This is a genomic window from Tepidanaerobacter acetatoxydans Re1 (assembly GCF_000328765.2).
In the GTDB taxonomy this organism is placed as follows: Bacteria; Bacillota; Thermosediminibacteria; order Thermosediminibacterales; family Tepidanaerobacteraceae; genus Tepidanaerobacter; species Tepidanaerobacter acetatoxydans.
This window is the reverse complement of sequence record NC_019954.2, coordinates 904,586-919,377: the sequence shown is the minus strand read 5'-3', so window position 1 is coordinate 919,377 and position 14,792 is coordinate 904,586. Positions and strand designations below refer to the sequence as shown.

Here is a 14,792-nt window from a genome sequence, read left to right as displayed (position 1 = left end):
ATAATTTTTCCTCCTTTTACTCTTTCAATATCTCCAAATGCAATTCTACCAAGTCGGTTAATTCGCCACATACTCCAGCCCTAATAAGCTCTCTCTGCCAATATTCAGGAATATCATTCCACTTTATCTCTTCAGGCCAGAAAGCACCTGCTAAGGTATCTGCAACAAATTGAAAGAATACCTCATCATTTAATGATATTCTTTTATCGTCTTGACCAAACCACTGTTCTCTAACAGTTTCAATCGTAGTCACGAGTTGTTTACATTGGGTTTTTGATAAATGCTTTAAATATCCATGCCACATAACAAAAAAGCGGTCTATATCTTCCAGATAATAGGGTTTAGTAGCGCAAGGTCGTCGTCCTTCTTGATCATAGTAAAGTTCGAAGCGCCTAGCATTAGTATCTAGAAATTCAAAATCAAAAATTGATGGCAAAAGATTAATCCTTTCACCTGGATTCAAGTCGGCTGCATAGACAATCTGGCAATCTTCTTTCTCTGCTTGTCCAAGTGGCATTTTCGCTTTTATTTCTTGGTTGGAAAGTGTGGAGTTTCTCTTTTCACCTTCTTTTAACTCTACAGAGAAATAAGGATACCAGTAGTCATCGGTAATTTTATCTCCCATTTTCGTGGGAATACCCCATACAAAAGTTGAGTCTTTCTGCTTTAGCAGTTGCTTATTTTTTATAGAAAATTTAATTTCTTCACTTGTGCTTTTGAGGTCGTTTTCTTTAACTTGCCAAGTTTCCAGTGTAAATACCCTAGATAGCATAGCCCGCCCAGCATCTAATATTGAACGAATTGGCATACGTCGTTCAGCATATATAATCCCTAATTTTATAGGTAGACGATCCCGTACCTTAGCCATTTCTCTTTCATATTTATTTTTGATAAGATGCGTCATTTGTAAAGATTTATCAGCAGGCACAAGCATCATAAAGGTTGAGGGCTCTGCTAAAATAGGTATCACAGGAGTGTATTTGTCTTCTTGATATATAATTTCGGTAATGTAATTACCTTCAAGAAGATTTTGCTTACCTTGGCTTAAGTCCTCTTCGGCACTGGACAATATTGGGCTTTGTTTTTCTTGAATAAATAACTTCTCAAGATAATTTTTTACATACCAAGCAGCATCAGACGGTTTACTATACTCTAGCTCTTTTGCCCCTAATTGGTGCGCTATGTAACTAAGATTTGCAGCAGTAATAAAATAGCCTGTAGTTTTATCTTGTGAAGGTACCCAGACTATATCCAGTTCTGTCGGACCTAGCGCTAAAGAATAAACATGAAAATCTCCTAAATCCGGTTTACCGTCAATGCAAATTTTTAACCGCGAAAATTCATTTCCGATCGCTTCTGCCGGTATGTCTTTTTGTACTTCTTGCCAAAAAAGGCGCGTTGTTTCCCACATGCGCCGCAATCGGCTTGGTGACGCTGTCTTAGTAACAACGTCATTAGATTCCTTGGGAGAAATTACAAAAATAGTCTCTAGGAATGTTCCATCGAGCCAATGCGTCAGGTCAAACTGACCCATCAGCAGCGCTAAACGCCCATTTGCATCGGCTACTTCTTCTGTCCAAATAGTTTTTTCTGGCTGTTCTGTGACCCATTCCTTAGAACGATTGCTTCGCCGTTTTTCACAAATATTACACATTGATCGTTCAGCAGACTTTTTGGAAGGTCCTTGCTGTCTCAATCCGCAAACAGTGCAAACATCTGCCTTCCACTGCTGGTTATCTTCAATAACATCTAAATCAGGCTTTGACATCGGTGTAGAGGAAATAATAGGGCAAATTTTTGGTAGTTTATCATCTAAAGGTTGACCATATTTTTTACTCTTTTCCCACTGAGTTTTTTCCCTAAATTCAGGATCTTGACCCCACCAGCCTTCATCTTCTAGTTGAATATCAGGCTTGATTTCGCCTCCGATTTGAAGCTTAGAATCATTTTTTAAAGTTCCTCGTTTGAATTCGGTTGTGATTAATTCTCGCAGACTATAGCCTTGTGCATCACATATCTCTAATAAATTATCCAAGTCAGGAACTACATAGATGCTTCCGTTCTCATCCCTATAGATTTCACTTCCTAACGGATATTCTACTTCTAATAGTTTTTTTACCCTATCAAATCCATCCTCTAAAAGCCGCTTACGAGCTAGTAAATCCGGTATGCGAGTTACGCCTAACATGTATTCTAAGCCTTTTACTCTTACACTTAACAACCGCCATTTAAGCTTTTCTTTTGGCAAAATCTCACCTTTGAGCAAATCGCCTGCTAGAGCAGATTTATACAAGGAGCCTACCAATAAGCCCCAGCTCCACAAGTCCACCTCATTGATAGGGCGGCGGGTATCTGCTATAGCACAAGAAAATAACTCCTCTATTTCTCGTCGCAATATTTCCCGTTTCTTTGGGCAATAATTTATTAAATAGTTCCAGGGTAGAGACTTTAATTTTTTAGTCAAATTAGTTGGAACATTTCTTTCAAAGCCAAAGGGAGAGCTGATTCTTATCCCGGAATAGGTTTGGATTCGGCGCGGATCTTTAAGTGGCTCTTGCTTATCAAAATGAGCCGTATAATGGCAGCGGGATAAGTATTCGATAAAATCATTATTGTCTTTTTTTACCGGTTTACCAAAAATCTTATTAATTCCTGCGCTGCTGAAGAAATTATGCAGCATTAAATTAATTTTAGAACTAATGGTCTTGCCATCTATTTGAAAAGATAGTGTTGTATTTTTTAATAAATTTTCATTGCTAATTATAAGGTTTACTAAATCGGTTTTACTCTTTACTTTTGCTTCATTATTTGTCTCAAATAGTAAGTGCTCGTCTGAGCATTTAAAATAATCATGCAGCCATCCTATAGCTTCTGCCAGTAGTAAGTTGTTGCGGTTCTTTGACAATATATCCAGATTGTTCACATTGCACCTCCCTTACGCAAAGCAGTAGCTAACCGTTGAACCTGGTTATAGAATTCATCTAAAGTATTAAAAGTAATTTCAGTTATAAGCGGCTCCTTTTTTGCGCTTGGTTCAGGTTCGGATGCTACATCTTGCAAGCTGTTTTCTTCAAGCTGCTTTCGCTCCCACCACAATTTAGCTTTACTATAGAGCTGCTTTCGCTTCTTGTTGTATTTGAGTTTATTGTTTTCCAGCCACTGGCGGTATTCATCTTCTTCTTTTAAAGTTCCATCCGAACGGCGTAGTTCTTCAATCAATCTGTCAGCTGTTTCTAGATAGCGAGGCAATTCTTCAGATCGCTGTGATTCAGCATCGCTTTCCAAATCCTTTAAAGACAGTGCTGATTTTAATAATAATCTGCCTTCCCCTGCAAACCTTTCTTTAGCTTTTCCAAAGCCACTGCTGGTTTTAGCGCCAAAACCGTACACTGTCAGCATGGCTCTTATTCCCTTTGCTAAAAATATTAAATCTTGTACTACAGCTTCTTTGTGAATTTTCTTATCCATGCCAAAGGGTCCAAAAGGCACATATACTATAGAAAAAATTCCTTCAGTATTTTCCGGGACGCATTCAAGTAAAATCGGTCCGCGCATGCTTGTGCCTGTTTTGCGGTCGTGGGGATTAATTATTTCTAATGCTGTTTCTTTAAAAAAAGTGGGGTAAAACTGAAGCCTTCCAGCTATAGAGCCGCTTGGCGAGATAAATCTCCTTAGATAACGGCGAAACCAACTGCTCTGATATTTTCCTCCTAATTTATCCAAATAATTATTGTAATTTTCATCGTCCATGTCTGCTCCTCGCTCTGTGCCGAATAATCTTACCAATTGTAGACGCCAGGAAACAAATTGCTTGCAATTACTGCGTTTTTTCTTTTCTGATTCGTCCAGTTGTTTCCACCACTGAACTAACATTTGTACCATGGCTGCCCGTAAGGCACCCTTCCAACCGGCAGCAGCCAACATAGGTGTTTTAAATATCTTTTCACGGCGCAGCGGATTTTCTAAGATATAAATGGATTTTTCATCTTTGCTGATATAAGGTTTATCTATTTTAAAGGGTAGTTGCAATACAAAACTAAACTGCGGCAACCACTCGATGGCAGATGTATCTAAAGTAAAAGCAAGACTATCTGGCATTTGGCAAAAATCAAAGGAGGTTCCCTCCCAGGGATCATCTTTTACAGACAAACTTTTTTGCCAAAAATCGCGTATCTTGTTTTTTTCCTTATTTTTTAAACCGCGCGCTTCTTTTAATAAATAAGCTATATGCAGTTCCTGTCCCCTGCAGGCAGCGCTATCTATAGTACTTTTCTGATTTTGATAAGCATAATAATCAAGTGTCACATTTTCCCTCCTTATAAACCTAGAAGACTTTGTAAAAACTTTTCAGGTTTTGTAATGTTTGGTGTGACGGTATCTCGCTTAGAGTCTATCTCTCGCCAAACTTCAAGATTATAGTTGGTAGTTAAGTATTTATAAATATCAGAGACGATTTTTTCTCGGTCCCAATTTTTGTTGTAACAATCAGCTTCTTCCGGTATCCAACCCCAGATGCGCATAAGGTTATCATTATAAGGGTGAGATATTTTTATTTTTGCAGCGATTTTCTTTGCGCTGTCCTTTTTCTCACCGGCAGTGCCCATGACAAAATGACGTACATCTTTGTTGTCAGAGAACAATCGGCGCAGATCACATTTTATATTAAAGGTTTCCACTTCTTCGGCATTACCTACCTTAATTTGTACTAAGAATACATTCTTTAAAGATGGCAATTCTGCATAATGGTAGTTTCCGACATTTGTAAGTAACTTTTCATAAAGGTAGCTAGCATCTGCGCGTTCGCCTATGGGCTCTATGATACCAAACCCCATCTGATTACGAGCTCCCAAGCCTGCCCAGTCTGCTATAAATTGGATAAGCCCTTTGATTATTTCTATCTGAAAGTCATAATCTAAGCTCTGGAGCAGAATTTCAAAATTGCCGATTTTAGGTGTATTTGGCGGCACTGGACTCACATTAGTTTTTGATGGATCCGAAAAATACCATGTAGGAACATATTCTTTTCCACCACTTACATATTTCTTTTTATAGGCTTTAATGGGATGCTGAATTTTTGCATCTCGGATGTTATCTTCTACTACAGATAGGCGAAAACGCCGCTTCCAGCCCGTAGCTCCAAATACTTGGCATACATCGCACAAGCCAGCTTCTTTTAAACGTTCAGCTTCGCTGTTCGCCTTAGAGCTTATGTATTTTTGCGTATCAAAATCACACTTGTGTTCTTCATTACAAACGTTGCCTCCAAGTCCTCGCACCAACGTTTCATACCACCAGCGCAAACTACCTAATAATCCGGTTTCATGAATGCGGTCTACCTTACTATTAACCCCACCTGTCCACAAAGGAGTCAATGTCTTGACTCTCACATACTTCACCTCCCTATGCTGCACGCCGCAGTATGCACTCTTTTATACGTTTATAGCTAAGGATTCCATTTGACTACAACTTGTAAAAGTTTGACGTCTTCATTGCCTTTAAGAAACGAGTTGGGTATATAAGTAATATTGAACGGTCTATAGTTGTTATATGTATCGAACCTAATAGTATCTGTATGGCAACTTACTCTCTTGACATACTTAATAATAGGCTTATCTTTTAATTCTGGATTTTCGGTAAAATCTCTCTCATTTCTAATTATTTCCAGTTCAAATTCTTCCCTAAATTTAATAATCACTTCTATTGATTCTGGTATTGCTCTGGTACTCTCCGTTTTTGTATAAAGAGATTGCTAAATTCATTGGATTCTTTATAGCTCCATTTGTAAAATGCCCCATTATTGCTTGTACCATCAAAATAAAAGGTTTCTGAAACAGCCATGAATTTTTCCTCCTATACATTTTAAATATCGTATCTCTACAATTTATACCTATATCATAATGATTTAGTTTGACCGAAGGTTTTTATAATTATCACCATCCTTTTATTATTTTATCTTATCCCTAAATTACTTCTACACTAACTATATATTTCCTTCTTCTTCCAATCACTTACTTACGCCGATATTGCATCTATTTTAAATGCTTTTTAATTGCAGCAAATACCTTAGGATATTTCATTTTAAGAAGAAAGTTTAATTCGCAAAGGTTTTTACATGTGTATAAGCAAGTGCCTGACTCTGTGCTCCGCAGAAGTAAGAAGGAAAATCGCATAAGGTGGCGAATTTATATAGTTATAGTTAAAGTAAAAATTTAAAAAATTTATTTATAACTAAGCTACTAAATAATTAGCAGGGGGTTTCAACAAATGCCGACTATATTTCACAGTACATCGGAAATGTTAAAAAGTTTGCTTGATTCTGTGCAAGACGGAAGAACACAACTTCCGGATTTTCAAAGGGGTTGGGTGTGGGATAATGAACGGATTCGCAAATTGCTTGTAAGTGTTCTAAAGTCGTTTCCTATCGGAGCAGTTATGCTGCTTGAAACAGGAAACCCTGATGTAAGGTTTAAGCCTCGCTTAGTTGAGGGAGTCTGCTTACCGCAGCTGCCAGAACCTCAAAGGCTTATATTAGATGGACAGCAGCGCATAACATCTTTGTATCAAGCTCTTTACTTAGATGAGCCGGTTAAAACTACTGATGTTCGCGGAAAAGAAATCAAGAGATGGTATTATTTAGATATAAATATGGCAACAGATGTAAATTCAGATAAGGATGATGCTATAATTTCGCTGCCGGAGGACAAAATATTAAGGGGCAAGGGCAATGTAGTAATAGCTGATTTTTCAACTATGGAAAAAGAATGTGAAGCAGGACTGCTTCCAGTACATTATTTATTTAAACCTGATAAACTTTTACAGTGGCAAAATCAATATTTTAGCATTGACATGTCCCAAGAACGCTCTTTGCGATGGAGTAAGTTCATGGCAGAGGCGTTTTCAGCATTTAATAATTATCAATTACCGGTAATAACACTTTTGAATACAACACCAAAAGAAGCTGTATGCCAAGTATTTGAAAACGTAAACACCGGCGGTGTAACTTTGACGGTGTTTGAATTACTGACAGCTTCTTTTGCAGCAGATAATTTTTCACTAAGGGATGATTGGAAATTAAGATATGAAGGCAATCCAAGCAATAGTGAAGATGTTAAAGCATTTAAGAATAATCCTATTTTATCGATATTAGAAAATACAGATTTTCTGCAGACTATTGCGCTATTAATAACTTATAATAGAAAGAAAGATAATCCTGGAGCTGCAGTAGGCTGTAAGCGCAGAGATATTTTAAATTTAACGGTAGAAGAATACAAGGCATGGAGCGACAAAGTTACTGAAGGGTTTTATGAGGCTGCTAAATTTTTAATGGAACAAAAAATCTTCTCACATCAAGATATACCATATCCCTCACAAATGATACCTTTAACTGCAATCTTAGTTGAATTAGGACCGAAAGCCCACAATCACACAACAAGGCAGAAACTAGCACAATGGTATTGGTGCGGTGTTTTTGGTGAATTGTATGGTGCTGCTACTGAGACTCGGTTCGCAAAAGACTTGCCACAGGTTTTAGATTGGTTAGATGGTAAAAGCAAGCCGGATACGATAAGTGAAGCAACCTTCGATTCCGACAGGCTTTTGACTATGCGCACTAGAAACAGTGCTGCATATAAAGGTGTGCATGTTCTTTTAATGAGAGAAGGGTGTAGGGATTTTATATCAGGCGTTCCCATTGATCTTCAGACATACTACAATGACAGTATAGACATTCATCATATATTTCCTACAGCTTATTGCGCTAAGCAGGGAATACCTAAAGATCTATACAATTCTATAATTAACAAATCACCGCTTTCAGCTTTAACAAACCGCTCAATAGGAGGAAATCCACCAAGTATTTATCTGGATTTCATTGAAAAAGAAAAAAATATTGATGCTGATACCTTAAACAAAATTTTAGAAACTCACCTAATAGATGTTGACGCTATACGGTCTGATGATTTTAATACCTTTTTCGAAAAGCGAAAGGAAGCGTTATACAACAAAATTTTAGAAGCAATGGGTCAATAAGTAAATAAGTGTATGCTAGGGAAGCCTCTGAAAATCTCGGGTTTATGTCATGCTGAATGAAACGAGGCGGAATGAAGAATCTTAAAGCCGCTTCGACGAAAGATCCTTCGCTGACGCTCAGGATGACAGTTTTTGTTATTTGTAATATTGTTTCACTTTTTCAGAGGCTTCCTTGCACCGTGTGCCTGGAAAGAGAAAAAACCGCAGCAGTGCGGTTAAGAGTTTCTTTACATGTTTATAAGAAAGTCGCAAAAACTTTTTAGTTTCTCTTTGGTTTTATCGTAGATTCGTATCGGAAATAATATTAAAAAAAGCCAAGAAAAAAATGTTATAATAAGATTAAAGGTATACTTTCATTTGAAGTTTATAGTTTAAATTATTCCTAATTGAGAGGTGATGGATTTGAAGAAATTTAATTTCACAATTCTTATAGAAAAGGACGAAGATGGATTATATATAGCATCAGTGCCTGCATTGAGAGGATGTCATACACAAGCTAAAACCGTTGAAGAATTGCTGCCAAGAATAAAAGAGGCTATAGAGCTTTATCTAGAAGTGAATAACAGCGAAGTTACAACAAATGAATTCATAGGCGTTCAGCAGATAGAGGTTTCTATATGAGTAAATTAACTATTATTTCATCATATGAGGCACTTAGAAAATCATGATTTCATACCGCAGTCTCAATTACAAGCTTTGCGCCATCGCAATTAATTGACCTCTCTGCAATAAATTTATTTCCCCATAACTTTATCCATCAGCATTTCGTAGCTGTCTACCACATCGTATTTTACTGTATCGTTGCTAATTTTTTTGAAATGTTCTCCCGCACAGTGAATCTTGACTTCTTCTATGCCTCTTGTGTCAAATTTTAATGATTCTAGCTTCCCTTTGGTTTCGGTGATAAAGTATATATGTCTTACCTTGCCTTCATTGAATACAATGGCCCAGTCCGGACTGTAGTTCCCTACCGGAGTTGGTATGAAGAATCCTCTGGGAAGCTTGGCGTATACGCATACCTCAGCACTGCTGTCCAGTTCTTCGGCAAATCGTTTTTCAACATCGGAATCAGTGACTACATAATCGTAAATGTGTTTTTTTACTTCCCAAGCATTTTTGCCTATAGTTCCGGTTAAAGTGTTTTCAGTGAAGATGGTTGTATCAAAAACTTCATCTATTGGATTATAAGCAATATGCTGTATTATCATGGCAGCCTTTTGTTCATTTATAATCCTTGCAGTTTTTATGATAAATTCTTCGGGATTTTTCCGGAATAAGTAAAAGGTCATCGGCTTAATGCCTTTAAGAATGTTAACTATCGCATTTCTTGTTAGTTTGGTTTCATCTACCAGTTTTCCTACCAAATCATATCTTATAGCAGTGGTTACTGCTGAATAATCTTTATCCATAGCTGTTTCCTTGACTTTGAATGCTTCTCCTCTTTCCAGCTCTTCTTTTGAGGATATAGATTCCATTTCCCCTGTCTTTACCTGATAGGTTATATCAGATACTTTTAAATCTCTGTCTAATGCAATAATACAGTTTTTAATCAATTCCTTCGTATCAAAGTCAACATAATATGCAGTTTTTACATTTATCTTATTCCACAGTTCTTGAAATTCCCTTTTCTTAAAATTCTCATTGACTTTTAGTTCTTTAATATTTTCTGCTCTGCTATTTTCTACAAGAGGTGTAACGCCTTCACTATATATTTTACCTACTAATTGAATAATCCCTTCCTTGAAATCATTTACTTCCTCCGGCAAATTTATCTTATTTTCTTCCAGAGCCTTATAGTATTTTTCAGTTAAAATATCATTATCATCTACATACATATTTCGTATAAATGAGCGGTGCAGGGTATTCGCTAGGCTTTCATCTATAAATAATTCTTCTCCTCTGGCATTTTTAACTACATTGTTTAAGAAAAACTCTACATTTGCCTTTTGAGGTCTGTCGGATAAGGTTTCTGCAATTTCCGACTGCAAGCTTTTTGCAAATGATTCATAAGATTCACTGGCTATTACTGTAAGTACATTTATATCATGGACATCTATTCCCGGAGTTTCTCCGTCTATCCTATTACCATTTTGGTCTACACAAAGCCTGAGGCCTCTCCCTACTTCCTGTCTTTTTCTTATGATAGAATCGCTGTGCTTTAAAGTGCATATCTGAAATACATTCGGATTGTCCCAGCCTTCCCTTAAGGCAGAGTGGGAAAAAATAAATCTGGTTGGTTCATCAAAGCTCAGCAGCCTTTCCTTATCCTTCATTATCAAATCATAGGCAGACTCATCCTCGGAAATCTTCTCTTTGCCTTTAGCTGATGGGTCCACCATTCTCCCCTTGCTATCTATGGAAAAATATCCTTTATGAGTATCTTCCACATCAATGGATTTTAGGTATTTTACATATGGATCATCAAATAGGGTTATGTATTCATTTAGTACGTTCATATATTCTTCTTCAAAAATTTCTCCATATTCCCCATTTACTTGATTTCCACTTTCATCATATTGCCTGTATTTTGCCACCTCATCTATAAAAAAGAGAGTAAGCACCTTTATTCCCTTGTTATAGAGTGATTTTTCCCTTTCAAAGTGAGACTTTATCGCTTCGCGAATCTGGATTCTTCTTAAATTGGTTTCACTGATGTCGCCTTGGACATCGCCGGCATTAAGCGTAACTCCGTTTGTAAAGCTTATTGTGTTTTTATAGCCGTTTATCTCGGATAAGATGTATCCCTTATATTGTTCCATATAATTGGAATGAGTATATAAATCAAATCCTTCATCTACATTTCTGGCAACTCTTTTAATTCCATTTTTTTGTTTAACTTCGAATTCTATCCTGGCTACCGGCTTGCTCTTGGTGCTTACATCTATTCCTTCAAAATAAATGTAACTATTGGTTCCAGTCAGTCCTTTTACTGTAATTCCTTTCACCTTGATTTTCTTTACGAGTTTCATATTATAAGCATCCAGAGCATCTAATCTATATATCTTATTGTAATCTTCCTTGTGAGTTGCCGAATATCTTAAGGTAAATAATGGCTTGAAAAGCTTTAACGCTTCTTTGGTTTTCTTGCCTTCTACGGACTGAGGCTCATCTATTATAAGGATGGGATTGGTCTGGGCAAGAACGTCTATGGGTCTTCTGGTGCCAAAATCATCCAGTTCCTCATATATCCTTCGAGCATCTTTACCCCGTGCATTAAAGGCTTGGGAATTTATTATCATGGCATTGATACCGGAATCAGAGGCAAATTGATCTATTTTATGAAGTTGTTTGGAATTATATATAAAATATCGGATTTTTGTACCATATAAATCCATAAAATGGTCTTCAGTTATTTGAAAAGATTTATATACTCCTTCTCTAATTGCAATAGAAGGCACTACTATTATGAATTTATTCCAACTATAGGCTCGATACAGTTCATACATAGTTCGAATATATGTATAGGTTTTTCCGGTTCCTGTTTCCATTTCAATTGTCAGATTATATCTGCCCTCTAATCTGTCCGAGGGTTTTAGGCCATTTCTTAATTGAACTTTTCTGATGTTTTTTAATACATCATCTTCTGCCAATCCTATGGGATTGTTCCTGAAACCGATTTCATCTAAAAAACTTCCTTGACCTTCTATTTCTCCCTTTACCCTGCCCGTATCCAGTTGAAAATGGGAAACATGATTTGACTGTCCTCTAAAACAATCCACGACAGATTTTACCGCATCTATTTGAAACTTCTGCTGTTTAAATTTAAGCTTCATCAAATCACCCCTCACAAAACTTTAATCTCCGTGCCGGGAGATATGGCTTTAAATATTTCTTCCAAGTTTATTCTGTCAGGACAGGATTTAAAGGAGTTATCTCTAAATACTACCTTTAGCGGCTTGGTTTTAGCTATCTCTTTAACTAATTTTTCATCTACATCTTCATCAAAACATGCCACAAGGGAATCACCTGCTACAAAATGAACTTCTTTGCCGTAAATCTTTTTTGTTTCAATTGGCAGCGACAGCTCAAGGCCTGCCTCAAGCATTACTTGCGTTAGCAGATCCAAGCCGGTTCTATCTTCTTTTATATTGGATTCTAATTGGTCCAAAAGATTTTGGTCAAGTTCATCAGGCCTGTAATATACATCCTTCATGTTTGAAGAATCTACTCTGTATACCCTAAAACCATAATCTATATCTGCACCGGTTTCTTCGTTTATCTTCTTTCCTGCACGGCGAATACGTTCTTTGCCTATTTCGGCGATGTTTTTAAAGCCTGCTTTATAGGCCTCGGATTTTTCATCACAAGGCTCAGGCAGCTGCACCATGATGTATTTGCGACCTCCCCCATCCTCTGCATTAAGCTCCATCACTGCATGGGCAGTGGTGGCAGAGCCGGAGAAGAAGTCGAGGATAACTTCATCATTTAAGTAAAACATGTTCAATAAGTGTTTTAATAAAGTTGTGGGTTTTGGAAAAGAAAAATATGCATTACCGAATAACCTTTTCATTTCAAAATTTGCCTGGATGTTTAAGATGTTTTCTTCAAATCCGATGTGGTTCCTATATAATTTGGTTCTTATAATTTTATTACCTTCATTATCTACCTTTGCATAAACTTTGTTGTATACATTCCACTTATCATCCTGACCCTTCTTAACTACTATATATCCATTTTTTATTCCCCATTCTACCTTCGCCTTGCTCCACATCCAGCGCCAGCCGTCATTAAACTGTCTGTTGCGGTTGTTGGGGAAAACCAAAGTTCCATCAGGTGCCTCTATGCCAAAATCCAAACTCTCAACATATCCTTTGCTTCCTCTATCAAGCTTTTCTAAATTGTAGCCGCCTCTTTCTTCGAAGTATTCATCTTTATACTTAAATTTGCTATCGTCAATGCTTTTGATTTGATTGTTAAATTTAACATTTTCTAAATTTTTGGCATAAAGCAGAATATATTCTGTTTCAACTATAATGTATTTAGAGTCATTGCCAGAACCTTTTGATTTTCGCCAAACAAAAACATTTACAAAATTCCTCTCCCCAAATATCTCATCGCAAATCTTCCTGAGATTATGCACTTCATTGTCGTCTATTGATACAAATATTACTCCGTCTTCGGATAGCAGGTTTCGGGCAAGTTTTAATCTTGGATACATCATTGTCAGCCAGTCGCTGTGGAATCTTCCGTTGTATTCGGTGTTTTGAAAGAGCCTGTTGCCGTCTTCATCTACTTGGCCTGATTCTTCTGCGTATTCATCTTTGTCCTGGGTAAAATTGTCCTTATATATAAAATCTTTACCGGTATTGTAGGGCGGGTCTATGTATATGCATTTTATCTTGTTTAGGTAGGATTCTTGAAGTAGTTTTAGGACTTCCAGGTTGTCTCCTTCTATATATAGATTCTCTGTATCTTCCCAGCTTACGCTGTCTTCTTTTACCGGTCTTAGGGTTTTATCTATTGGGGTATTAGCTCTAACAATAGCTTCCTTTTTCCCCGGCCAGGTTAGTTGATATCTCTCCTTGCTGCCTTCAACTATTTCATCGCTTAACTCCTGCTGCAAAAGTTCAAAGTCTATGGCATGGGTTATATTGCCATCTTCATCTTTGATTTCTGTGATTACATTAGGAAAGAGTTTACCTATTCTTTCTATGTTTTCTTTAGTCAGATTCTTTGATTTCATTTTTAGTTTTTTCATCTGAAATCTCCTCAGTCACCTATAAGTTCTTTCAACTCTTTTTTCTTTTTTTGAAGCTGTATGTTTAAATCCACTTTTTTATTAAATTGTTTTTCCCTTTTTATTTTGCCTTCCAGCTTTGATATTTCTTTTTCTAATTGTTCTCGGATTTGATTTAACTCTATCCGAAAGGTTGATTTTTACTTTGTCCCCAATACTGTATTCCTCATCGAGCCAATCATCTTCATCAAGGTTGATATTCTCTATTTCTTTATACGCCGTAATTTCCTTGGATGCATAGCTGTCAAATTTATCAATTTCTCCAATTTATGTATTCCACCACTTCTTCTGTTATATCTTCCATTTTATCATCATCGTTCCAAACCTGTTCAAACAAATCTAGGTAAGTTTTTGTAGCAGAATAATCATCAATTTTAGTGACAATATTTGATAAATTATTCCCCCGTTCAAATCCCAAATCTACTGTAGTAAAGCCTTGAATTGGCATATATGGAAAAACATGAAGCAGCAATTGATACTTTTGAACCTCTTTTGAGGGTATGCTTTAAATCATCACCGAGTAATTTCTCGATATTGTTAATTATTTCCATAAGAAGCACCTCAGGTGGTTTATATATACTCTTAGATTTTATAATTCTACAAATATATGGTTTTTTCCTTCATTTAATATTTAAGCCCCGGATGAAATCACCGGGGCTAAAGCTTATGTATTCTATTTCACCTGCTTTGGCGTGCAAGTTTCTCTTCTTGGGCACATAGTCGATTGTCCAGTTTCTTTATGTCGTCCCATATGTATTTCAATTCGTTGTGAATAGCTTTTTGGCCTTTCTCCAGTCTAGCCTGACCTTGTTCCAGTTTAGCCTGGCTTTGTTCTAACCTAGTCTGACTTTCCACTAGCACAATCTGGCTTTGTTCCAACTTAGTCTGACCTTCCACTAATTGAGCTTGACCTTGCTCTAGTTTAGTTAGACGAGTTTCCATTTTGCCTTGGCCATCAGTTAAGATTTTTAATTGCTGCAATACCAATTCTTTAAACTGACTATCGTCCATAAAGGCCCTCCTCATT

General features: G+C 36.8%; 12 protein-coding genes. 2 read left to right on the top strand and 10 right to left on the bottom strand.

Annotated elements, in window-relative coordinates; translation table 11 throughout:
- Positions 1–16: 16 nt before the first annotated feature.
- The 5 genes from TEPIRE1_RS04260 to TEPIRE1_RS13750 are packed head-to-tail and all read right to left on the bottom strand — an operon-like array spanning position 17 to position 5,838.
- The gene (locus TEPIRE1_RS04260; protein WP_013777944.1) at positions 17–2,923 is read right to left on the bottom strand and encodes a CRISPR-associated protein Csx11; all 2,907 of its coding nucleotides are present in this window, start codon (positions 2,921–2,923) and stop codon (positions 17–19) included.
- Positions 2,920–4,305: an RAMP superfamily CRISPR-associated protein gene (locus tag TEPIRE1_RS04255; RefSeq protein WP_013777943.1), complete on the bottom strand. Its 1,386-nt coding sequence runs from the start codon at positions 4,303–4,305 to the stop codon at positions 2,920–2,922. The genes TEPIRE1_RS04260 and TEPIRE1_RS04255 overlap by 4 nt, the downstream gene beginning before the upstream one ends.
- A gap of 11 nt (positions 4,306–4,316) precedes the next feature.
- On the bottom strand, positions 4,317–5,387 hold the full coding sequence (gene cmr1 / locus TEPIRE1_RS04250) for a type III-B CRISPR module RAMP protein Cmr1 (RefSeq protein ID WP_013777942.1): 1,071 nt from the start codon (positions 5,385–5,387) through the stop codon (positions 4,317–4,319).
- A gap of 56 nt (positions 5,388–5,443) precedes the next feature.
- The gene (locus TEPIRE1_RS04245; RefSeq protein ID WP_013777941.1) at positions 5,444–5,695 is read right to left on the bottom strand and encodes a hypothetical protein; all 252 of its coding nucleotides are present in this window, start codon (positions 5,693–5,695) and stop codon (positions 5,444–5,446) included.
- A 2-nt stretch (positions 5,696–5,697) separates the two neighbouring features.
- Positions 5,698–5,838: a hypothetical protein gene (locus tag TEPIRE1_RS13750; protein ID WP_013777940.1), complete on the bottom strand. Its 141-nt coding sequence runs from the start codon at positions 5,836–5,838 to the stop codon at positions 5,698–5,700.
- A 426-nt stretch (positions 5,839–6,264) separates the two neighbouring features.
- Between TEPIRE1_RS13750 and TEPIRE1_RS04240 the strand changes: the two genes are divergently transcribed.
- Positions 6,265–8,028 (top strand): GmrSD restriction endonuclease domain-containing protein, encoded by a 1,764-nt coding sequence (locus TEPIRE1_RS04240; RefSeq protein WP_013777939.1) that lies wholly within the window; start codon positions 6,265–6,267, stop codon positions 8,026–8,028.
- 396 nt (positions 8,029–8,424) lie between these two features.
- A complete protein-coding gene (locus TEPIRE1_RS04230) occupies positions 8,425–8,649 on the top strand; it encodes a type II toxin-antitoxin system HicB family antitoxin (protein WP_015295105.1) in 225 nt (74 codons plus the stop codon).
- 113 nt (positions 8,650–8,762) lie between these two features.
- On the opposite strand, the gene TEPIRE1_RS04225 is transcribed toward TEPIRE1_RS04230, so the two are convergent.
- The 5 genes from TEPIRE1_RS04225 to TEPIRE1_RS04210 all read right to left on the bottom strand — a co-directional run bounded on the left by TEPIRE1_RS04225 (position 8,763) and on the right by TEPIRE1_RS04210 (position 14,776).
- Positions 8,763–11,801, bottom strand: a complete 3,039-nt coding sequence (locus tag TEPIRE1_RS04225; protein WP_013777937.1) for a type III restriction-modification system endonuclease — start codon at positions 11,799–11,801, stop codon at positions 8,763–8,765.
- Between the two features lie 11 nt (positions 11,802–11,812).
- Positions 11,813–13,726 (bottom strand): site-specific DNA-methyltransferase, encoded by a 1,914-nt coding sequence (locus tag TEPIRE1_RS04220; protein WP_013777936.1) that lies wholly within the window; start codon positions 13,724–13,726, stop codon positions 11,813–11,815.
- An 11-nt stretch (positions 13,727–13,737) separates the two neighbouring features.
- Entirely contained in the window at positions 13,738–13,875 is a 138-nt protein-coding gene (locus TEPIRE1_RS14420) for a DUF4391 domain-containing protein (protein WP_414929845.1), read from the bottom strand.
- Between the two features lie 143 nt (positions 13,876–14,018).
- A complete protein-coding gene (locus tag TEPIRE1_RS13640) occupies positions 14,019–14,237 on the bottom strand; it encodes a hypothetical protein (RefSeq protein ID WP_023211395.1) in 219 nt (72 codons plus the stop codon).
- A 206-nt stretch (positions 14,238–14,443) separates the two neighbouring features.
- Complete coding sequence (locus TEPIRE1_RS04210) at positions 14,444–14,776, bottom strand: hypothetical protein (protein ID WP_013777935.1); 333 nt, start codon at positions 14,774–14,776, stop codon at positions 14,444–14,446.
- Positions 14,777–14,792: the final 16 nt, after the last annotated feature.

Bases quoted from the DNA above. Each gene is read 5' to 3' on its own strand.
- TEPIRE1_RS13750 (WP_013777940.1), bottom strand. From the start codon at position 5,838: ATGGCTGTTTCAGAAACCTTTTATTTTGATGGTACAAGCAATAATGGG.
- TEPIRE1_RS04240 (WP_013777939.1), top strand. From the start codon at position 6,265: ATGCCGACTATATTTCACAGTACATCGGAAATGTTAAAAAGTTTGCTT.
- TEPIRE1_RS04230 (WP_015295105.1), top strand. From the start codon at position 8,425: ATGGATTTGAAGAAATTTAATTTCACAATTCTTATAGAAAAGGACGAA.
- TEPIRE1_RS04225 (WP_013777937.1), bottom strand. From the start codon at position 11,801: ATGAAGCTTAAATTTAAACAGCAGAAGTTTCAAATAGATGCGGTAAAA.
- TEPIRE1_RS04220 (WP_013777936.1), bottom strand. From the start codon at position 13,726: ATGAAAAAACTAAAAATGAAATCAAAGAATCTGACTAAAGAAAACATA.
- TEPIRE1_RS04210 (WP_013777935.1), bottom strand. From the start codon at position 14,776: ATGGACGATAGTCAGTTTAAAGAATTGGTATTGCAGCAATTAAAAATC.